19 protein-coding genes and 1 other RNA gene are annotated in these 21,783 nt (G+C 45.9%); 5 read left to right on the top strand and 15 right to left on the bottom strand.

What is annotated here, in order from left to right:
• Window positions 1–76 precede the first annotated feature (76 nt).
• The 14 genes from J3998_RS06490 to J3998_RS06425 all read right to left on the bottom strand — a co-directional run bounded on the left by J3998_RS06490 (window position 77) and on the right by J3998_RS06425 (window position 16,826).
• Window positions 77–856, bottom strand: a complete 780-nt coding sequence (locus J3998_RS06490; RefSeq protein ID WP_208148858.1) for an SDR family NAD(P)-dependent oxidoreductase — start codon at window positions 854–856, stop codon at window positions 77–79.
• 16 nt (window positions 857–872) lie between these two features.
• On the bottom strand, window positions 873–1,976 hold the full coding sequence (gene murG / locus J3998_RS06485; RefSeq protein WP_208148856.1) for an undecaprenyldiphospho-muramoylpentapeptide beta-N-acetylglucosaminyltransferase: 1,104 nt from the start codon (window positions 1,974–1,976) through the stop codon (window positions 873–875).
• Entirely contained in the window at window positions 1,973–3,367 is a 1,395-nt protein-coding gene (gene ftsW, locus J3998_RS06480; protein WP_243750630.1) for a putative lipid II flippase FtsW, read from the bottom strand. The genes murG and ftsW overlap by 4 nt, the downstream gene beginning before the upstream one ends.
• 53 nt (window positions 3,368–3,420) lie before the next feature.
• Entirely contained in the window at window positions 3,421–4,770 is a 1,350-nt protein-coding gene (gene murD / locus J3998_RS06475) for a UDP-N-acetylmuramoyl-L-alanine--D-glutamate ligase (protein WP_208148854.1), read from the bottom strand.
• A gap of 28 nt (window positions 4,771–4,798) precedes the next feature.
• On the bottom strand, window positions 4,799–5,881 hold the full coding sequence (gene mraY / locus J3998_RS06470; protein ID WP_208148852.1) for a phospho-N-acetylmuramoyl-pentapeptide-transferase: 1,083 nt from the start codon (window positions 5,879–5,881) through the stop codon (window positions 4,799–4,801).
• 32 nt (window positions 5,882–5,913) lie between these two features.
• On the bottom strand, window positions 5,914–7,407 hold the full coding sequence (locus J3998_RS06465) for a UDP-N-acetylmuramoyl-tripeptide--D-alanyl-D-alanine ligase (protein ID WP_208148850.1): 1,494 nt from the start codon (window positions 7,405–7,407) through the stop codon (window positions 5,914–5,916).
• Window positions 7,408–7,418: 11 nt separating this feature from the next.
• A complete protein-coding gene (locus J3998_RS06460) occupies window positions 7,419–9,011 on the bottom strand; it encodes a UDP-N-acetylmuramoyl-L-alanyl-D-glutamate--2,6-diaminopimelate ligase (RefSeq protein WP_208148848.1) in 1,593 nt (530 codons plus the stop codon).
• Window positions 9,008–11,074 carry a peptidoglycan D,D-transpeptidase FtsI family protein gene (locus J3998_RS06455; protein WP_208148845.1) on the bottom strand — a complete coding sequence of 689 codons (2,067 nt, stop codon included), beginning with the start codon at window positions 11,072–11,074 and terminating at the stop codon, window positions 9,008–9,010. Before J3998_RS06455 ends, J3998_RS06460 begins: the two co-directional genes overlap by 4 nt.
• Window positions 11,067–11,396: a cell division protein FtsL gene (gene ftsL / locus J3998_RS06450; protein ID WP_208148843.1), complete on the bottom strand. Its 330-nt coding sequence runs from the start codon at window positions 11,394–11,396 to the stop codon at window positions 11,067–11,069. The genes J3998_RS06455 and ftsL overlap by 8 nt, the downstream gene beginning before the upstream one ends.
• A 66-nt stretch (window positions 11,397–11,462) precedes the next feature.
• Window positions 11,463–12,836: a cell division protein FtsZ gene (gene ftsZ, locus J3998_RS06445; RefSeq protein ID WP_208148832.1), complete on the bottom strand. Its 1,374-nt coding sequence runs from the start codon at window positions 12,834–12,836 to the stop codon at window positions 11,463–11,465.
• Between the two features lie 18 nt (window positions 12,837–12,854).
• Entirely contained in the window at window positions 12,855–13,802 is a 948-nt protein-coding gene (rsmH, locus tag J3998_RS06440; protein ID WP_208148830.1) for a 16S rRNA (cytosine(1402)-N(4))-methyltransferase RsmH, read from the bottom strand.
• Between the two features lie 33 nt (window positions 13,803–13,835).
• Window positions 13,836–14,291, bottom strand: coding sequence for a division/cell wall cluster transcriptional repressor MraZ (gene mraZ, locus J3998_RS06435; protein WP_208148819.1), 456 nt, complete (start codon window positions 14,289–14,291; stop codon window positions 13,836–13,838).
• 839 nt (window positions 14,292–15,130) lie between these two features.
• An RNA gene (rnpB, locus tag J3998_RS06430) (RNase P RNA component class A) lies at window positions 15,131–15,506 on the bottom strand.
• Window positions 15,507–15,548: 42 nt separating this feature from the next.
• Window positions 15,549–16,826 carry a D-alanyl-D-alanine carboxypeptidase gene (locus J3998_RS06425; protein ID WP_208148807.1) on the bottom strand — a complete coding sequence of 426 codons (1,278 nt, stop codon included), beginning with the start codon at window positions 16,824–16,826 and terminating at the stop codon, window positions 15,549–15,551.
• A gap of 97 nt (window positions 16,827–16,923) precedes the next feature.
• Between J3998_RS06425 and J3998_RS06420 the strand changes: the two genes are divergently transcribed.
• From J3998_RS06420 to J3998_RS06410, 3 genes are all read left to right on the top strand, one after another.
• Window positions 16,924–17,292 (top strand): hypothetical protein, encoded by a 369-nt coding sequence (locus J3998_RS06420; RefSeq protein ID WP_208148797.1) that lies wholly within the window; start codon window positions 16,924–16,926, stop codon window positions 17,290–17,292.
• Between the two features lie 8 nt (window positions 17,293–17,300).
• The gene (locus tag J3998_RS06415; protein ID WP_208148795.1) at window positions 17,301–18,134 is read left to right on the top strand and encodes a class I SAM-dependent methyltransferase; all 834 of its coding nucleotides are present in this window, start codon (window positions 17,301–17,303) and stop codon (window positions 18,132–18,134) included.
• A gap of 140 nt (window positions 18,135–18,274) precedes the next feature.
• A complete protein-coding gene (locus J3998_RS06410) occupies window positions 18,275–18,652 on the top strand; it encodes a response regulator transcription factor (RefSeq protein ID WP_208148775.1) in 378 nt (125 codons plus the stop codon).
• A gap of 4 nt (window positions 18,653–18,656) precedes the next feature.
• Here J3998_RS06410 and rsmI read toward each other — a convergent pair whose 3' ends face one another.
• The gene (gene rsmI, locus J3998_RS06405) at window positions 18,657–19,538 is read right to left on the bottom strand and encodes a 16S rRNA (cytidine(1402)-2'-O)-methyltransferase (RefSeq protein WP_208148774.1); all 882 of its coding nucleotides are present in this window, start codon (window positions 19,536–19,538) and stop codon (window positions 18,657–18,659) included.
• 122 nt (window positions 19,539–19,660) lie between these two features.
• On the opposite strand from rsmI, the gene J3998_RS06400 reads away from it, so the two are divergent.
• A complete protein-coding gene (locus J3998_RS06400) occupies window positions 19,661–21,328 on the top strand; it encodes a penicillin-binding protein activator (RefSeq protein ID WP_208148772.1) in 1,668 nt (555 codons plus the stop codon).
• Window positions 21,300–21,782: a YraN family protein gene (locus tag J3998_RS06395; RefSeq protein WP_243750629.1), complete on the top strand. Its 483-nt coding sequence runs from the start codon at window positions 21,300–21,302 to the stop codon at window positions 21,780–21,782. The genes J3998_RS06400 and J3998_RS06395 overlap by 29 nt, the downstream gene beginning before the upstream one ends.
• Window position 21,783: the final 1 nt, after the last annotated feature.

Below are 21,783 nucleotides of genomic sequence, written 5' to 3'. Positions count from 1 at the left end.
TTATATTCTCTATATCTTTTACCTATATTTCTGCTTTCTGCCTGAAATCATTTGGACTTGTTCTGCGTTTCCTGAACTAACGCCTTGGATAGTTACCGCGTGCGATCAGTCCACCGTCAATGGTAATTACCTGCCCAGTCATCCATGCTGTCAAATCGGAAATCAGATAAGCGGTTGCCTCGCCCATTTCTTCAACCGTTCCATAACGTCCGGTCGGCATCGCGCTAGTCCATTTTTCGGCCATTTCCGGCTTATGCAAAATATGATTGGTGCGTTCAACCGGCACCACACCCGGTGCCAAAACATTGACATTAATACCGTGCTGTCCCCATTCAACCGCTTGCACTTTAGAAATTGCATCCAAACCGGCTTTAGATGCCGCATAGGCAGAAAACCATTCACAGGTAGCCTGACCATGAATACTGGAATTATTAACAATGCGACCACCCTGTTTAGCTGCGATGCAGTGTTTTGCAAAAGCGGTACTTAGTAGATAAGGGGCTTGTAGATTAATCGCCAAGGTTCTATTAAATTGGCGCGCACCGGAATCTTTTAAAGCAGTTGATTTGGTGACAATACCGGCATTATTGACCAGTGCATCCAAAGCGCCGAACTGTTGCCATGCTTCTTCGAAAAACACCTCTAGCGAATCCAAGTCCGCGAAATCACAACGCACCACTTTCGCTTTAGCACCAAGGTCGGTAACGGTTTGCAAAGTCTGTTCAATACCGGCTTGATTAGCATTGTAATGCAGTACTAATTTACAACCGTAACCGGCCAAGACTTTTGCCATGCCGGCACCAATTCCACTGGACGCGCCGGTAATCAGAACCCGTTTTCCCTGTAAGCCTTTCATTGAAAACTCAACCTTTTTAATTCTGTAACATCTTTAGTAGTTGCGCTGTGATTTTCTCACGCGCCTGCGTAGCGGCTTGCTGACGAATACTTTGCGATGCTTGTGCGCGACGATTGCCTTGGCACCATTTTCTTAACGCATTTGCTAAACCTTCTGCATCTAAGTCACTTTGCTGGATAATTTCACCACCGCCAATTTCGACTAGCGCTTGGGCATTCGCGGTTTGATGATCGTCTACCGCGTGCGGATAAGGCACCATTATCGCCGGACGCGCCGCTGCCATAACCTCAGAAACCGTCAAAGCGCCGGAGCGACAAATCATCATACTGGCATTCTCATAAGCTGACTGCATATCATCAATAAACGGAACAATCTGGCCTTGTACGCCAGCTTGCTGATAAGCCTGCTGGGCTTCTTGCAACGTCTTCTCGCCGGTCTGATGAACCACTTCAAAATCGAATTCATTTTGTAATATCGCCAAGGCTTTCGGCACCGTTAAATTCAGCGCTTGCGCACCACGACTGCCGCCTAAGACCAATAAGCGACAAGGCGCGTCTTCGGCAAGGGTTGCAATTTGTTCTAGCCCTTCGCGGACAGGATTACCAAACAGTTGACAGTTGGCCGTTGCCGGAAAAGTTTGCGGACTATTTTCAATAGTCGGAAATGCCTGCATTACCAAATTGGCTTTTTTTGATAACAGACGGTTGGTCAATCCCGGAATGGCATTCTGCTCATGAATCACCAGCGGAATTTTTAAGCTTTTCGCCGCCAGACCGCCCGGCCCGCAAACAAAGCCGCCCATCCCAAGCACCAAATCCGGCTGAACGTCTTGCATAATCGCTTTCGCTTGGCGATAAGCGCGCCAAACATTCAACGGCGCTTTTAACCAACCCAATAAGCCATTACCACGCAAGCCACGGATTTTGATTTCCGAAAACGGAATTTGTGCCTGCTCAACCCAGTTCTTTTCCATACCGCCGACGGTACCAAGCCAATGCGTTTGTACCGGCAGGCCATCCAACGTTTGCTTTGCCAACTCTTTAGCAATCGCTATTCCCGGAAAAACATGACCGCCGGTACCACCAGCCATAATCAAAACTTTTTTCGCGTGTTGATTCATTTTTTCTTACCAAACTTAACGCCGAACCGACCTAAACGAGAAGGCTTCTTAGCCTGTCTCCAAGCATTATTTTGTTGATTGCTGCTGACGGTTTTTGTCGCTCGTGTATTTTTACGGCGGCTATTCGTTTTGTCCGTTTTAGACACGACTTTGCGGGTTTTCTTAGGCGTTGATTTTTCAGGCTTCTCCTGTGCTTCAATTTCCATCTCGAAATCGTGCTCGCTATCGTAATCATCACTGTTTTTCGGGTTGGGATAGAAGCGAGACACATGCTCGATTTTCAACACCACCGCAAACGCCATCAGAAACAGAATCATACTGGAACCGCCGTAGCTGAACAGCGGCAAGGTTAATCCCTTAGTTGGCATCAAACCGAAATTAGAACCGACATTAATAAAAATCTGCAACACCATCCAGAAACTGACGCCATACACAAACAACGCGCCGAACTGATAATTAGCACGCTTAGCTTGATCGGCGATACGGAACAACTTATAGATAATTGCCATATAAGTGGTCAGCAGTAACAGAATGCCGATAAAACCGAACTCTTCGGCAAAAATGGAAATAATAAAATCAGTATGCGCATCCGGCAGATACAACATCTTCTGGACACTTTCGCCAAGGCCGACACCCGTCCAGCCGCCGGAGCCTTGCGCAATCAACGCTTGAATCAATTGATAACCGACCCCGAACGGATCTTGCCACGGTTCGAAGAAGTTGGTTAAGCGTTCAATTCGATAATGATCTTGAACTAAGAACGTTGCCAGAACTCCAGCTAACGGCAAAAGGACAATCACGAAAATTTTCAGCGGCGCCCCGGAGATTAACAGCATGCCTGCCAGAATCATCGCCACCACGAAGATACTGCCGAAATCCGGTTCCATATACAGCAAACCGGCCATAATTCCGAAGGGTAATGACAGACGCATGGTCGCGCCGATGCTTTGATCGACTTCGTTTTTATGAATCGTTAAAAACGCCGCCATAAAGACAATGGCAGTAAATTTCATCAGTTCCGACGGTTGGAAGTTAAAAATACCTAAAGGCAGCCAGCGCTTGGAACCATTAACTTCATTGCCGACCACTAAAACCAAAGCCAGCAACACTAAACTGAACAATAACAGATAGCCACGTTTACGAATCCATAACGACAGCGGCACTTGATAAACCACATAGGCAGCGATCAAACCGACCACGATGGCAATCGATTGGCGAATCAGATAAAAAAATTCGTTACCGAATTTCATTTCTGCATAGCTGACCGATGCAGAAAACAGCATTACCAAACCGACGAACATCACCCCGAACAGCAAGCCAATCAAGCCATAATCAAGCGTTGCTTGCGGCTGAGCTGTCGAAGTTTCCATAGTTGCTTTGATTACCGACATGCCTAAAACCTACCTATCACTTAACGATTCATTATCGTCTGTAACTGAATACTCTATTGCGCCGCCGTCGAATGACTGACAGGAGCAAACTGTTGCTGCACAATCTCTTTAAAGACTTCACCACGTTCTTCGTAGTTCTTAAATTGGTCGAAACTGGCACAAGCCGGTGAGAACAAAACACTGTCACCGCGATTAACCATGCTTGCAGCCAAAGCCACTGCTTCTGCGAGTGTTTCAACCAGACAGACTCTAGTGCTATCTCCAAGCGCTTTCGCCAACATATCGCGATCACGACCAAAGAGAATCGTTGCTGAACAAAACGCCTGCACACTTGGCAACAACGGCGAGAAATCGGCATCTTTACTGACACCACCGGCTAACAACACCACCTTGCCGTCAATTTGTGGACCAAAGGTCTGCAATGCAGTCAACGTTGCTCCAACATTGGTGCCTTTGGAATCATTAATCCACTGCACACCATTCACTTCGGTGACCAGTTGGGTGCGATGCGGTAAACCGGCGAAATTGGTCAACACTTGCGAGAAAACCTGCTTAGAAATTTCAAAAGGTTCGCATAACGCCATCATTGCCAACGCATTTAACTGATGATGCGCACCTTGCAACATCATCTGCCCGCAATTCACTAAGGGGTCAGAACCCTTTGCCAGATACACTTGACCTTCTCTTTCCATCAAACCGTAATCACTTTCGCTTTGTGGCGGTTCAATACCGAAATGAATTTGTCGATTGGCTACGATGCCCGGAATTGATAAGTCAGTCGGCAACACGGCCAATTCGGTATCATCAAATACCTTGCATTTTGCTTGAGTGTAAGCAGCCAAGTCGTCATAGCGATCCATATGGTCTTCACTGATATTCAACACCGTTGCCGAAATACTATGCAGCGAATAAGTGGTCTCCAATTGGAAACTGGATAGCTCTAAAACAAAAACTTCATACTCTTTTTCATCCAATAACGCATCTAATGCCGGCAAACCGATATTACCGGCAATCGCCACCTCATAGCCGGCGGTTTTCAAAGCTTCGCCAATCAAGGTGGTCACGGTACTTTTACCATTCGAACCGGTAATCGCCACTACCGGCACACCAACCGCACGTGCAAACAGCTCAATATCACCGATAACTTCAACCCCTTGCTTATGCAAGTCTTGCACCCAAGCTTCTCGTTGATCAATTCCCGGACTGAGGACAAGAGTTGTAATCTGCTTGAGCCACGGTTTTGGAATTTCGCCGGTCGCAAAACTAACCTGCGGGAATTGGCTCTGTAGCGCATTACAATCAAAATCGCTACGCGTATCAAAGGCGAAACAACTCTCTTGCTGAGCCTGCAAGAAACGCAAAACCGATTGTCCAGTGATACCTAAACCGGCAACTAAAACCATATTCTCTGACTTCCTATTCAATTCTTTATTAACGCAACTTCAACGACGCCAGACCGATCAATACCAAAATAATGGTGATAATCCAGAAACGCACGATCACCTGTGATTCGTGCCACCCCTTCTGTTCAAAATGATGGTGCAAAGGCGCCATCAGGAAAATACGTTTTTTACGAAGCTTATAAGAACCGACTTGCAAAATGACCGAAATGGTCTCGGCGACAAACACCCCGCCCATAATCACCAAAATCAGCTCTTGTTTAACGGCAATTGCCATTACGCCTAATGATGCCCCAATCGCCAGAGAGCCGACATCGCCCATAAAGACCTGTGCCGGATGCGCATTAAACCAGAGAAAGCCTAAGCCGGCACCGGCCAGGGCAGCAGCGAAAATCGTCACTTCACTGGCGCCCGGAATATACGGAATATTCAGATAATCAGAAAACACGGCATTACCGGAAAGATAAGCAAACACGCCGAGTGCACCGGAAATCATGACCGTCGGCATAATTGCCAGACCATCCAGACCATCGGTTAAATTAACCGCGTTAGAAGTGCCGACAATCACAAAATAACTGAGCAGAATTGTCCAAGCGCCAAGATGAATCACCGTGTCTTTCATATACGGAATCAGCAAATCAGTTTCCGCCGGAACCGTCGCTAACGCAAACAGCGAATAGGCCGCAATAAAACCGATTAACGACTGCAAAAACAGTTTCATGCGTGCGCTCATGCCATTCGGATCACGATAAACGACTTTCTTGTAGTCGTCCCAGAAACCGATTGCTCCAAAACCCAGCATCGTTAAGGTAATAATCAACAGATAGTGATTGGTTAAATCACCCCACAATATGACCGCTACCGCCACCGAGAACAGAATCATGGTTCCACCCATCGTCGGCGTTCCACGTTTAGCCAAATGCGTTTGCGGGCCGTCGCTACGAATCGCTTGCCCGCATTTTAAACGCGTCAACCAACGAATCATTGCCGGGCCAATCAAAAAGGACAACAGCAATGCGGTTAGCACACTCATAATCGTACGCATGGTGATATAGCTAAATACCGCAAACCCGGAGATGTATTGCTGCAGATATTCGGTTAAATAAATAAGCATCCTAAACTCAACTTTTTGTCATTATTATTTGGCTATTCCGCCCAATTCTCTCTCAGGAATTGTGCGACTCGCTCCATTTCGCTACTGCGTGAGCCTTTCACCAAAACATTGATTTGCTCACATTGTTGACCCGACCATTGTTGGAGAAGTTGGTCGAGCTGTTGATTTAATTGATCATGTTCGGCAAACGCCGAGCTTTGTTGTTCTCGCAAAGCTGCATTTGTCTGTAATTCGTGTTGATAAATTTTCGGCATCTGCTGCGCCGCTTCGCCATATACCAATAAGGCATCAACGCCTACTTGTGCGGCAAATTTGGCAACATCGGCGTGACCGCTTTCGGTAAATTTGCCAAGTTCGGCCATCGCACCGAGACAAGCTATCGAACAACCCGGCAAAGCCGCAACCGCCGCCAAGCCGGCTTTGACCGATTCAGGGTTGGCATTATAGCTGTCATCCAACAATAAACCGCAGCGAATTTTGCTCTGTTGCAAACGTCCCGGCACTCCGGAAAATTGCGCTAGAGCTTTGACGATTTGCGGCATTGGCAAACCGGCCGACAAAGCTACCTGACACACTGCCGCAGCATTCATCGCATTATGTTCACCGAGAATCGGCATAGTCACTTGCACCGGTTCTAATTGATTGACCTGTAAGCTAAAGTCAATACCGCCATTTTGTGTGTTTACATCAGCAAAGTAGACCATTTCATAGTCATTCTCTGGCGAGGTCTGTTCGGCCTTTTTGGCAAACAGCTTAACGCTCTGTAAACCGATTTCTTTGGAGCGCTGTAACCAGAAATCCAAACCCGGCATATCGGCATTAAAAATCGCTACACCGGTTTGCGGATTAAGTCCCTCGATAATCTCGCCTTTGGTTTCAACCACGCCTTGTAGCGACCCAAACCCTTCCAAATGCGCACCAGCGACATTTGTAATTAAAGTAATATCCGGCTCGGCAATATTGGTCAAATAACGAATTTCTTCCGGATGGTTTGCGCCCATCTCGATAATCGCGTACTCATCTTCCGGACGAATCTTCAATAATGTGCGCGGCACACCAAAATCGTTATTTAAGTTGCCTTCCGTAGCTAAAGTTTGTCCGGCTTCGGCAAACACCTGCGCCAGCATAGTTTTGGTGGTAGTCTTGCCGTTACTGCCGGTGACGGCAATCAGTTTTTTCAATGGCATCTGTTGACGATGCCAACGTGCGAAATCCGCCAGTGCAATACGAGTATCTTTAACCAAAATCACCGCCGGCTGCTGTATGAGTTCAATCGAATCAGCGATGTCCGCCCATGCCTGCTGATTAGAAATCAATAGGACAGCAACACCAGCACTAACGACTTGCTGCAAAAATTGGTGGGCATCGAATCGTTCGCCACAAATAGCAACAAACAAGCTCTGCGCATCAACTGCACGCGAGTCGGTACCGACCTTGTCAAAGGTTCTCCGCCCTGCTTCGGCATTAAGTCGTTGTCCGTGAACCGCTTGTTGCAGTTGTTGATCATTCCAGCAAAATGCTTGCAACCTAATTTCCTTTATTTCTCGTGTTGGCTAAACCAGTTTTCGACCACCTTAGCATCGCTAAATGGATAGCGTTTACCGGCTATTTCTTGATAATCTTCGTGGCCTTTGCCGGCAACCACCAAAATCGCCTGCGGATTATCCTGCAGTTTCTGTAGCGCCATTTCAATCGCCGCTTTACGGTCAATTTCGAGCAACGCTTTTTCGGGTGCGAGCAAACCGGCAACGATTTCATCAATAATTTGCTGCGGGTCTTCACTTCTGGGGTTGTCGGAAGTAATTATTAGCTGATTCGCATACCGCTCTGCAATCTGTGCCATTTTTGGCCGTTTCTGCTTGTCACGATCACCACCGCAGCCAAACAAAACCATAATCGGTTGATCTTTTTGATGTTCTGCAACCGCTTCCAACAATTTCTGTAAAGCATCGGCAGTATGCGCAAAATCGACTACCACGGTCGGTTGATGATGTACGCTCTGCATTCGTCCGGCGACCGGTTGTACGCTCTGACAGGCCGCCACAACTTTTTGCTCGTCAAAACCGTTAGCTAAAACACAGCTCACCGCACACAGTAGGTTTTCGGCATTAAAGGCTCCTAAGAGCGGCACTGCAATCGAAAAGTCTTGCTGTGCATGCCGCAAATTAAAAGCCATACCTTGTTGCGTCAACTGCAAATCGCTCGCTCGCAATAAACACAATTGCAACCATTCCTTTGGTTGCACTGGCACACTATCAGCTTTTCTGTGGAGTTGATAACCCCAAAAATCGCAGTCGTGATTATGCAAACAGTGAGGATGACATTTATTAATTAAGGCTTCGCCAATGTGGTCGTTTAGGTTCATCACTTTATGATCAGAGTCATACTGCTGAAATAGCTTGACCTTAGCGGCTTCATAAGCCTCTTGCGAGCCGTGAAAATCCAAATGATCGCTGGTCACCTGCGTTAACGCTAAGGTCGCAAAATGGACTTGCTTGATTCGCCCTAATTCAACCGCATGAGAACTGACTTCCATCACCACAAAATCAACTTTCTCAGCGACAAACTGCGCCAATAGTCGCTGCACCTGAATCACATCCGGCGTGGTGTTCATGCCTTTTTGTAAATCATTAAGCAAGCCATAGCCTAGCGTACCGATCATGGCAACCTTCTGCTCCAACACCTGTAATAACTGCGCGCAATAAAAAGCAGTTGAGGTTTTTCCGTTAGTGCCGGTAATACCGATGACTTTGAGTTTCCGGCTCGGATAACCGAAGAAATCCGCTGCCAAGGCTGCTTGGCGCTCTGCGAGATCTTCAATCACCACTGCTTGCGCAGCATGCAGTTCGACAAGCCCTTTTTCGTTCGACGTTAATTCACGGTCGGCCAAAATCAATCTACAACCCTTCCCGAGAACATTTCCAAGAAAGTCTAGCGCGTGATTCTGACCACCCTGCAAAGCAATAAAGAGCGAATTTTCAGTGATTTGGCGCGAGTCATTAGTTAAATCGCTAAAAACAAATTTCGCCATTTCAGAAGCAGAAAAGCCTGCATCTAACGAGGCAAGCTTATCTTTCGCAATCCATCGGTGCTGACCGAGAAAGTCGACAATCTGTGCAAAGGTCTTCATGGCACACTCGATGCCGGTTGGCCGTTATGAGCAATCTGTCCTTTGAAAGGCGCTGATTGCTGCAGGAATAATTCAGGATGATCAGCCGGCAACATATCCGGCGCAATATTTCTTAAACGCAACGCCTGTTGCATGACCTCCTTGAAAACCGGTGCAGCTACCTTTCCGCCGTAATAATCACCACGCGACGGTTCATCGACCGCCACGACCATAATCATATCTGGATTACTGGCCGGTACCATGCCGGCAAACATCGACATATAGGTGTTTTGTTGGTACCCGCCTTTACGCGAAGTTTTGTGCGAAGTACCGGTTTTCCCGGCCACTTGATAACCCGGAATCTGTGCCTGAAGCGCCGTACCACCACGTTGGGTAACCTTAGCCATCATCTGTCGAACTTGACGCGCCACTTCCGGTTGATAGATGCGTTTCTCCGCTTCAACCGGTTTTTTACTCTCATCAACACGTGCAAAGATACTGACTTCTTTCAAAACACCATCATTGGCAAAAACCGTATAGGCTCGTGCAAGATTTAATAAGTTAATATTAAAACCATAACCGTATGACATACTTGCCTGATCGATTTCCCGCCAAAAATCGGCGTGCTTCAAAGATTTAACCGCTTCGCCCGGAAAATAAATACCACTATCACGATCAAAACCAAGCTGCTTATAAAGTTCATACTGATCATGTTTATCCATCATCAATGCGATTTTGGCGGTGCCGACATTGCTGGATTTCTGGATAATCCCCTCCGGCGTTAATTCACCATGCCGCGAGGTATCTTTAATGCGATTGCCTTGCACATACAAAACACCTTTTTTGGTATCGATTACCGTGTTTTGATTAATCAGCCCCATATCCATCGCCTTGGCAATAATGAATGGCTTAATAGTTGATCCAGGCTCAATAAAGTCGGTAACCGCTCGGTTACGCAGTCCGGCACCTTTACGATCCGAGCCACGATTAACGTGGTAACTTGGCACATTTGCCATCGCGAGAATTTCACCGCTTTTGGCATCTAAAACAATGGCGCTAGCACTTTTCGGCTGATGTTTGTACATCACCTGCATGAGCGCTTTATAGGTGTAATATTGAATATTCTGATCAATGCTTAACTGAATATCGCCGCCATTGGCATAACCTTGATTGGCTGACTGTTCTTCGCCAGGCGTGTAACTGGCTTTAATCGTATTGATAACATTTCCACGTACATCTTTAATCACCACCTTAGCGCCATCTTGCCCTTGTAGATAGGCATCATAAGCGCGCTCCAAACCGTCTTTACCGATACCATCGATATTGGTAAAGCCAATCAAGTTAGCATTCACTTCACCATTGGTATAGAAACGCTTGTACTCATTGGTGACAAACACATACGGCAAACGCAGGCTATCAACCTTCTCTCGATAATCCGGTGTTAATTGACGTTTGATATAGAGGTGACGATCTTTATCCGCATAAACCGCGCGATAAATTTTTTGCGGCGGGATATTCAATGCCTTGCCAAGACGTTCGAAAAGATACAGATAACGCGACACAATGGATTCTTGAACCCACAGTGACGGCATTTGTTTAGTCACCGTAATACTACGACCACTGTTTTTATCGCTACCGGCTTGATAGCGGTATTCGATGTTTTTGACAAATACGCCCGGTAACTTTAAAGCTTCAATTTGATGTTGCAGTTTTTCGCTTTCAATATTGCGTACAAAACTGAGTTTTTTATCGCGGTTATCACGCACCAACTGCATAAAGCGACTACTGTTCATATCGAGTAGCTGCATCAACTGCTGATAGTTATGCAATTCTTCTTTGATTTTTTTCGGATCGACCTGTACCGCAACCATTGGCGTACTCAACGCTAGTAGGCTGCCATTACGATCATAGATTTCACCGCGCACCGCAGGAATACGATAGGTACGCTCATGGCGGTCATCCGCTTCTTCGCGCATCGTATCCGCTTCAATAATCTGATTATGGAAAGCACGACCTAACAGCACCAACATCATGGCGCTAATCAGCAGAAAAATCAGAATGTCGCGACTAAAAAACCTACTCAATTTTCTGGTCCTTTTCGACGATAAATACCGTTTGCTTATGGTCTTGGATATTGACCATACCCAATCGCTCTTTGGCGATTTTCTCGACTCTGGCAGGCGAAGTTAAATGCGAATATTCAATCATTAATTCGCCACGCTGGTCACGCGCGTCCAGAAGTTGATCGTGAGTCTTGTAATACTCTTTTTGTAAGCCTCGAATCTCATGCGACAACAAAATATTGCCGATCAGCAAGACAAACAAAAACAGGACTAAAAGCACCAATAAAAAAAGCCCACTCGACTTTGTTTGAGAAAGGTTCGTGGGCTTGTTTGAAGTATGCATCGTTTAACAACTCCAAATTTCACGCGCAGTGACAGAGAAAAATGCGCGTGAAATCAATCTGACTAATTAGTCTTTTTGGCGGCGTAGGAATGCTGGGATATCTAGCAATTCACCACTTGAGAAGCCGTTTGCCATTTCAGCGATAACAGAACGCTGTTCTTTCGCTTCATTGTCAATTTTTTGCTGCGCAACTTGATCAACTTGCGGTTGAACAACCGTGTTCATTTGCGGCTGATAATGCGGTTGTTGAACTGCTTGCTCGGCAAACGCCGGTGACGTTTCAACCACTTGTGGCTGCGCAGATTGAACTTGATAGTTCGGCGTCGCTACCGTTTGATGCTGAGCATAGTTCGGTTGTTGGTGTACGACTTGTTGTGCTGCCGGAGCCTCAGCTTGCGAACTCTGCTGCATTTGGTTAACCGCACTGTTTAAACCGACATTGCGAGCCGTTTGCTGCGGTGCAATCGTTTGTTCTTCACGCTTAGTTAGACCGGTTGCTACAACCGTTACACGAATTTCGTCGTTCATGCTTTCATCAAGCGAGTTACCGATAATGACTTTTGCATCCGGTGCGGCAACTTGGTCAATCACATCACCCACTGCATTGAATTCGCTGATGGTTAGGTTAGGCCCAGAAGTGACATTGATTAGAATGCCTTTCGCACCAGAAACTTCGATATCGTCAAGAAGTGGGTGAGCAACCGCTTTTTTAGTCGCTTTAATCGCGCGGTCTTCGCCGGTTGCGTGACCAACACCCATAAGCGCCATTCCGCGCTCAGACATTACAGTACGCAAATCTTCAAAGTCGACGTTGATCAGACCCGGACGAGTGACCAATTCAGTGATGCCTTGCACTGCTGAAAGCAGGATTTCGTTCGCATAGTTAAACGCATTGTTTAGCGTAAAGTCGTCACCCACGATTTCTTGAAGCTTGTCGTTTGGAATAGTGATCAGTGAATCAACGTGTTGAGTCAACTCTTCAATCCCTGCTTCTGCTGCACGCCCACGACGCTCGTAGCTGAATGGCTTTGAAACCACACCAACGACCAAAACGCCCATTTCACGCGCAAGTTGAGCAACAACAGGCGCTGAACCTGTACCGGTTCCACCGCCCATACCGGCTGCAAGGAACAACATGTCCGCGCCTTCGATTTCGCGTTTAAGCATTTCCAGAGAATCTTTCGTCGCCATGCGTCCCTTTTCAGGATCGGCACCGGCACCTAGGCCTTTTTCACCTAGTTGAATACGCTTCTGAACATGAGAGTGAGCAAGCGCTTGGGCATCCGTGTTCGCCACTAAGAAATCCACACCCTCAATGGTGTTTTCCATCATGTAGTTAACGGCGTTACCGCCGCCGCCGCCAAGGCCGATAACCTTGATTACAGGCATGCCTGCTTGGCGGATATCTCCCGCCGGTGCGTCTTCTGAAATAAATTTCATTGCTCTATCCTCTCTCTGTCAATTTGAAGATTCGTTAAGTCTCTCGGCAATCCGCAAAACCGCACTTCTCGATCTTGGGTTGATTTCACACTCCTCTTTGGAAGGAAAAATCGGCTTGCCTATTTTTTTCAACACCGGCTCGATCACTTCTATCTGCACCGGTGAGTCGGGGAAAAGATCCCGAATTCGTGACTGGTCGCGAATAAACACCTTGGCAATTCGATCTTCCAATGAATGGAAACTGATTACCGCCAGTCTGCCGCTTGGGGCTAACACCTCAAGTGACGCTTCTAATACATTTTTCAGCACATCCAATTCGCGGTTAACCGCAATGCGAATCGCCTGAAAAGTACGCGTCGCCGGATGTTTATTTTTTTCTTTTTTCGGTGATGCTTTATCAACCAACTCTGCCAAATCTTTGGTGGTATTGAGTTGATTGGCACCAACTGCTTCTTTAATTACTCGTGCAATGCGTCCGGAAAATCGTTCTTCGCCGTAGTTTTTCAAAACTTTCTTTAGCGTGTCCTCATCAACCTGCTGTAACCACTCTTTAGCGCTTAAGCCGGCTTCGGTGTTCATGCGCATATCCAAAGGCCCTTCGCGCATAAAGCTAAAACCGCGATCAGCATCATCCAACTGAGGGGAAGAGACGCCTAAATCCATTAACACGCCATCTACCTTGCCGAGCAAATCACGTTCTCTGCAATAATCGTTTAATTGCTCGAAACTGCCGTAGATAATCTCAAAACGAGGATCGTCAAAATGCTCTTTAGCATAAGCAATCGCTTGCGGGTCTTGATCGATGGCATATAAACGACCGTTTTCGCCTAAAGCATCGAGAATCTTGCGCGAATGACCACCGCGACCGAAAGTACAATCGAAATAGATACCGTCTGGCTTAATACGTAATGCATCAATGGATTCTTGTAAAAGAACACTAAAATGCTGATTAAATTCTTCGCTCATGTTTACTTTCTCAGCACTTTTTAGACTTAACATCTAGAAACTAAAGTCAGGCAGCAATTCACCCAATTCTTGCAACTCGGCTTCATTCAAGCTCTCATCACCATCATGATCCCAGTTGGCTTTATCCCACAACTCAAAACGTCGACCCTGTCCAACCAGAATGACTTCTTTGCCAAACTGCATCCGTTCGATATGTTGCGGCCCGACATTAATACGGCCTTGAGCATCCAATGTCTGTTCATTAACACGACCAATCAATAAACGCTGCATTTTGCGAATAGTCGGATTAGTGTTTGGTAAGCTCATCATTTTGGCTTCAAATTTAAGCCATTGTTGTTTCGGGTAAATATTTAGGCATTCATTTCCTGTGTCATAGGAGACATACAGGACAGAGTCATGCTCTTCCTGCAAATAGTCACGATACTTCTTAGGGATCGCAATTCGCCCCTTCGCATCGATATTCAATTTGTGGTCGCCTCTGAATTCCACCTAAATCCCCACAAAAAACCACTTTACCCCACTTAGTGACTGTAATCATATTCATCCACTGCTGTAGAGTCAACTCACCCACCCCGAGAAATCCTTTAGATGACAATAACTTAGCTCACAATCCACAATAGCAACAACACAAAATCAACCCATATTTTTCCTTTATTTTCAGTAGCTTATATTAAATTCCAACAATAAACCTTAAAACAGCCTAACAAACAAGCACATTCTAAAATCCCGCGCTAAAAAAAAGGAAAAACCTTATATATATGCAATCATTCCAAAACAAACACAACATATAGTATCAATCAAAAATACTTGCATTTTTTTTGATTTTTTTTCATCAAAATTATTACGTACTTTTACACTCGATTATTGATACAGGTTTCAAAGGCTTTTGAACTAGGCGTAGTGCAGAATAAACATCCCTTTAAAACGCCTAAAAGCTTGGAAAACAATCAATTACAATGCGTTATAAAATATATAAATACACACCGTGGGGAATTAACCCTAATTTCTCTAAAATCAGGTCTTATTTTGCCTTGTTACGGATCATTTCAAACCCAAATAACAAGCGACATTCTTTTGTAGGAACCAAACCTACTGAGTTCGACTAAAGGAATATGGAATCTGTTTTCATCACAAGCAGGTGAATATATGCAAAAAACGCCAAAAAAGGTCAAATAAAGCCAATGGCTATTCAGAAATTGAAAAACAGAGAAGGAAATTGAGAAAATTAGTTTTGATTCCCCACAAATGGAGAACATTGATCATCGCTACAGCAATAACAAATGGCGCGATAGGTAATTAAATATAAAACATGCCATTATTGGGAAGAAAAATAGAGTGAGTCTATAAGCCGGGTTCTGTACTCTTACGAGCGACAACCATTCATCTAGGGTGAGCATTGCTACACACCTCAAGCAACCTACCCGAAAACCCCTGCGAGCCACAAGGCGGAGGACAAGCCTCACACGTTTTCCTATTTGGTCTTGCACCGAATGGGGTTTACCATGCCACAAACTGTTACCAGTTGCGCGGTGCGCTCTTACCGCACCCTTTCACCCTTACCTGTTCGCGCGGACGCGTCATCGGCGGTTTACTCTCTGCTGCACTTTCCGTCGGCTTCCACCGCCCAGCCGTTAGCTGGCATTCTGCTCTATGGTGCCCGGACTTTCCTCGAGAATTGCTTCGCGCGGTTGTCCGACTCACTCAGAGGCGCATCTTACCCGATTACTGCAAATGCGCAAGCGCGAATTAAGGTAACTGCTCACTCAGGGATTTGGCTAGGCGATTACGAAAGCGGTACGGCACACGCTGATTGCTCAAAAATACAAACGGCATCCATTGCTGACGATGATGAAAATACCCGGCAAGCGTACTCACTCCAATTAAGGAACCAGACTTTGCGTAGACACCTTGCTCAATTTCCGGCAACAAGCCTTTCCACGGTTTAAATGCTTCTAGCACTTGATACAGTTGATAAGCATTGATGCGGTTTTCACGAGACAGGCCAGCACCATCCAGAAAATGCACATCGCCTTGCGACCAACCGAATTGTTGACTTAACTTATCGTGAAACAATCGCTGAACTTTCTCGCCCGATGCCGGCGCGCCATACACTTCAGCAGCCAGATTTAAAGCGATTTGATTGGCAATAAAATTGGTCGAATATTTCATCATCGGCTGCACCACTTCTGCCAGTGTTCGACTATTCTGATGGCGGTAAGTAAACCGTGGCTCTTCTTGGCTGGCTTGCGCAATCTGCAAAGTTGAATTTGCCGTGGTAATTGCATGTTTTTTTAGAAATGCCTGCAAAAGCTCGACAGCATATTGCTGATTTAATTGCGTATCTGCGCCAGTATTAATCCGCTCCGATTTACCTTGTTTTAAGGTTAATCCTGAATGCTGGACGATGTCATCCGCAACCGACACCCAAGGCGTTTGTTCTTCGGCAGACTGCCAACCCAATTGGTTTTTCCGAGCATTCAGGCTATTAAAGTTAGCGACCAAGGCACCATTAATCGCATCATAAGGGTTCAGGCTCTTCCCTGCCCCCGGCATAACCAATGGCTGTTGATACCAATGGTTTACCAACGCCATCTGCTCAATATGACTAATGCCGTGTACTTGCAATTTCTCGGCAAGCGTCGCAGCGATTTGCGCCAATTCTTCCGACACCAAAAACGGATCGCCGTAAGCTTTAATCTCTAAGCGCGCGCAATCTTTGGCATTTGTCTGGCACGGATAAAACGTAAAGTCGGTATAGAATCGGTGCTCCGCCCCCCAGTGTTGTAATGCCAATAATGCAGTAATCAATTTGGTGGTCGATGCCGGAACCATCGCCTGCTCAATATTATCGGAATACAGCAACTGACCACCTTCGTCGGCAATCAATAACGCCGCCGGATTCAGCGTCTGATAAAGTGCAAAGTTTTTACCGGAAAAATTCAACTGTTTATGAATAACCGGTTCAGCTGCCTGAGCAGAAAAGCCAACTATCAGTAAAAACATTGTCAGGTAAAATTTAATCACTGCCAGCACTCATTTCATAAAAAATTAAAAATTAGAGTCTAACCGAATATTCTTTTAATATAGTCGCCAATTATAATAAAACGAACCTTTACAAAAAATGACCTCTACAGTAACCGACTTCCGCTGGCATCAACGCCCAGCCAATAAAACCCTATTTTATAGTTTCATTTGGGCATTGATTGCCGCCCTGTTTATCCCGCTTGGACAAATCGAGCTTTGGCAATATGGCTATCTATTCAGTGCCGTGCCTAGCATGCTACTGTGGGATTTATTCGATATTCGCAGCCCTACTAGCGTTACCCTAGCGGCTTTGCTCAATATCATTATTCTATTCAGCCCATACCTTGTTTACCGCAAAATTCGTGAGCAATTCTGGTGGTTTTACGGCAGTATTTCTATCTATGCTTTGGCGAATGCCGGTTTAGGTATCACCATGATTATCAGTTTACGGAATATTGCAAACTAGGCTTATCGATGCAGGTTTATATTGACGATCGAGAGTTTCCAGAAAAAGCGCAAGCCTTAGCTAAGCGTTTACAGTTGCCAATACTCACTGAATGCGACTTCCGTAAAAAGGAAGACGCCCTACTAACTTGGCAAACGCCGAAAAAATCCGAATACTTGCAGCTATCGCTTTTACCGCCTGATTCCGGTGTCATTAGCATCGATTTTTTTGGCGGCAAGAAAGCCCATCGCCGTCAATTTGGCGGCGGCAAAGGTCAACCTCTGGTTCGCGCCATGGGCTCTGTAGAAAACGGTCAGCCGAGTATTTTCGATGCGACAGCCGGTATGGGAGGCGATGCCTTTGTACTCGCCTCACTTGGTTTTAAAGTTCATATGAATGAGCGAAGTTCCATTATTGCCGCTCTACTTGACGATGCTTTACAACGAGCACAGCTAATGGCAGACAACGGCGAGTTGGATAGAGAAAGTATGCAAATTTTGCAAAATCTTAGCTTAAGCCACGGCGACAGCGCACAAGTCATCTCTGAATTCGCACGACAAGGTGTGCGTTTCGACAGCATTTATCTCGATCCAATGTATCCACATAAAAAGAAAAAGGCCGCCACCAAAAAAGAGATGGCAACTTTTCAAAAGTTGCTCGGGCCGGATATGGACAGCAGTCATTTACTGGAAAGCGCGTTACAACATGCCAATTACCGTGTCGCAGTCAAACGTCCAAAAGGAGCCGAACCGATTGCGCATAGCGTTCAACCCAGCACTGCTATCGAGAGCCCCAACACTCGCTACGACATCTACTCAATTAAAGCGCTTATTGCCAGCGGCAGCTTGCAACAAAACCGCTAATCGATTTCTCTCATAGGCGTTTGATTTTTAATTAAAATCAAGCGCAATCCGTAATTATTCAAGGCAAGAAAAAATCAGTAGTCAATGCCGTAAAAATCCACTTATACTGACTGAAAAATCACAAGATTAAATGAAACTGCATGAACAAGATTCCACATGTTTTAGTGGTCGATGATTCTGAAGTCATCCGCAAACTGCTACAAATTACCTTGCAACAAAGCAATATGCGGGTGCGGCTTGCTGAGAGTTTGAGTGCAGGCTTGAAAGCAGCGCAGAGCGAGTTGTTTGATTTGATTATCGTCGATTACATGCTCAGCACCGAAGAGAATGGATTACAGCTCATCGCACAACTACGTTATACACAAAATGCCGCCACGCCGGTACTGATGTTAAGTGCGGAAGTCGAGCAAAAATATAAACAACAAGCCAAACAGCTTGGCGTAAAAGCATGGGTTAAAAAACCGTTTTCACCGCAATCAATCAGCAAGTTAAGCCAACAGATTTTAGGCATTAATTAACCCTTTAAAGCAAGGAGCCGTCTTTTAACTCCAAAACTCTTTGGTAAACTTGCTTTTTCTTTACCGACAAGACATCCGCAATGATTTCCGAGATTTGTTTGACTGGCAAATTCTGTTTCAGCATGGCGTTAATCATTGGATCGAACTCAGTGCTCTGCACCTCATCTTTTTCAAGATCCGCACCTTTCAGCATCAATACAAATTCACCACGAACCTTGTCCGAGTTTTCCTTAAAAAAATCATGAACCTCTTGCAAAGTACCAGAAACGAATTGCTCATATTGCTTGCTCAGTTCTCGGGCTACCGCGATTTCTCGCTCCGCGCCAAACAGTTCCAGCATATCGGCTAAAGTCGCCAATAATCGATGCGGAGATTCATAAAACACCAACGTTGCTGAATCAGCGAGCAATTGCTGTAATCGCAGTTTGCGCTTATTTGACTTAGCTGGCAAAAAACCTTGATAACTGAATGAATCGGTCGGCAAACCGGCGGCACACAAAGCGGTAATCACGGCACTCGGCCCCGGAATCGGCACCACACGCACACCGGCTTCTCGCAAACGTTTCACCAAAACAAAGCCCGGATCATTAATCAATGGTGTCCCGGCATCGGAAACCAAAGCACCGTTTTCACCGGCAAGTAATTTTTGCAGCAACTGCTCGCTACGCGCCGCTTCGTTATGCTCGTGTAAACTAATTAAGCTTTGGTTAATGGCAAAATGCTGCAAAAGAGGCTTGCTGTGTCGGGTATCTTCCGCCGCCACCCAATTGACCGATGTTAAGGTCTGAATCGCTCGTTCGCTAATATCCGCTAAATTGCCAATCGGAGTCGCGACAACATATAGCGTACCGCTGCCGTCCTGATATTGATCTGAATTGAGTAACAAAAGCCGTCCTTCACTGTTTCGTCAATCGGCGAATTCTGCAAAATTCTTAGCCGAGAATGCTCTGTGCCGAGAGAGCAAATCTTTTATAATTCGCCTATTCTAACTGAAAAATTTTTGCCGCCATGTCGAATCCAATCAATTATTTACGTCGCAAACCTTCTCAACTGGCTATTGCCGGTTTATTAGGCCTAAGTTTTACCTTAACTGGCTGCGGAACTCAGCCCCCAAAACCGGAACCGGTCGTAAAAAAAGTAGCCCCGCCTGAGCCAAAAGTCGAAATCACCCCTGTGGTTCCAGAACCGGTAGTGGTTGCAATTGACCCAGAAGTGGAACGGCAAAAAGCTTTCCAAGAACAAGATTGGGAACGTTATCTGCAATTCAGTGATGACCTATGGCAAGAATCTCCAGATCAACGTCGCGCCCAATTAGAGAGCGAAATCTGGCAAAATTTATTACCGTTGGATGAAATGGTTCTGCAACGTCTTGAAGACAGCGTCGACATGCGTGTCAACGCTTGGGCATATTTAGTCAGAGTGTTTCGCCTGCAAGGGCTGGATTTCAAACAAGGTTTAAAAAACCTAGAGGTCTTTGAGCAAGATGCGATCTACCAAGCGCACCTGTTGCCACAACTTTTGACGCAAATCCCAAGTGAAAAAAGCATTCAAAAAATTGCCGTATTCCTGCCTGTTAACAGCAAATACGGACCCGTTGCAGAGCAGATTCGTGATGGCATTCTGAAAGCGTTTTATCAGAACCAAAACCTGCAACAACAGTTACAACTTCGCTTCTATGACAGCAGCGACGAAACTCAGGTCAGCAGCCGGTATTTTCAAGCTAAACAGGAAGGTGCAGACGTTATTATCGGGCCGTTGCGTAAAAGCGCTGTAGAACAGTTACAAGGTTTTGACGACGATTACATTATTGCCCTGAACGACATCGGCAAGCCAACGCCGTTTCCGCAATTTAGCCTAAAAAGCAGTGACAAAATCGGCCAAATGACCAATGCATTTGTCCAGCAGAGATATCAAAATATCGGAATTATAGGTAGCGACAATGCAGAACAAGGATTACAGGCAACCTTGCTGATTAACGCTTGGAACAACCCGCCATACCATACCCAAACTCAGGTCACTTATTCGGACGAAAAACCACGTTTTCGCCAAGCTTTTGACCAACTGCTAAACGCTAGCAACAGTATTGAACGCAAAAACGTGCTGAGCCGAACCATTGGCGAAAAATTGGACTTTTACCCACGCACTCGCAAAGACTTAGATGCCATTGTCGTCTTCGACTCAGCACAGCGTTTGGCAGTTATCAATCCGCAAAAAGATCTTTATCAACTCGATATTCCTATTTACAGCCCGACCAAAATGACAGGACGAAACCTCGCTGCAATGCAGAATAACCGTGATTTGCGCGATGTTACCGTACTGACCCAACCCCTAGTATTAAATCCAGATAATATTGGGAGCGCTTTTGAGGCTTTTGGCTGGGATTCACTCATGCTAGCGAGCCACATCGGTTCGCTCAAACAAGGCGGCTGTCTCAGTAATACCAAAACCGGCCATCTACGTTTACAAGATAATAAAGTCGTACAGGAATTAGTGTGGGCAAAATTTAATCGACAAGGCAAATTGCTCGCCTATCAATTACCTCAAATTTCCGAAGAACCGACCTTGCCAAACGATCTCGAAACTCAGGATGACATGAGTGATGAGGAGCAGGAGCTCCAGATGCGTTTGCGTCAAGAGATGCTCGACAATGCGCAGCGAGAGAGCGCCACGCCTTAACCGACAAGGACAGCAAATGGGTAAGCAACAGACGTTATTGCAACAAATCGCCGACAAGCTTACCCAAGCGGATGCTCAGAAAAAAGCCGGCCGAGTTATCAGTAAATGGATTGGCCAACAGAAAGAACAAGCCGCTGTCGATTTTCTCAAACAGCACAAAATTACCATCCTGCAGCAGAACTTTCGCTGCGATCGTTATCAAAAAGGTGAAATCGACCTAATCGGCATTGATAAAAGCAAACAAGTGTTGATTTTCTTTGAAGTCAAATACCGCAAAAACGCCAATTACGGCAACCCGGCCGAAATGATTACCTCCGCCCAACAACAGCGTATTCGCCGCTGTGCCGAAGTTTTTCTACAAAAAAACCGCCAGTACCAGAATTGGGACTGCCGGTTTGATGTTATCAGTATGCTTGCCGAGCAAGCACCGGAATGGCTAAAGAACGCTTTTTAAG

Source organism: Thiomicrorhabdus marina, from assembly GCF_017571465.1.
Classification (GTDB): domain Bacteria; phylum Pseudomonadota; class Gammaproteobacteria; order Thiomicrospirales; family Thiomicrospiraceae; genus Thiomicrorhabdus; species Thiomicrorhabdus marina.
The sequence above is the reverse complement of the archived record's forward strand: the minus strand, read 5'-3'. Positions and strand labels throughout refer to the sequence as shown.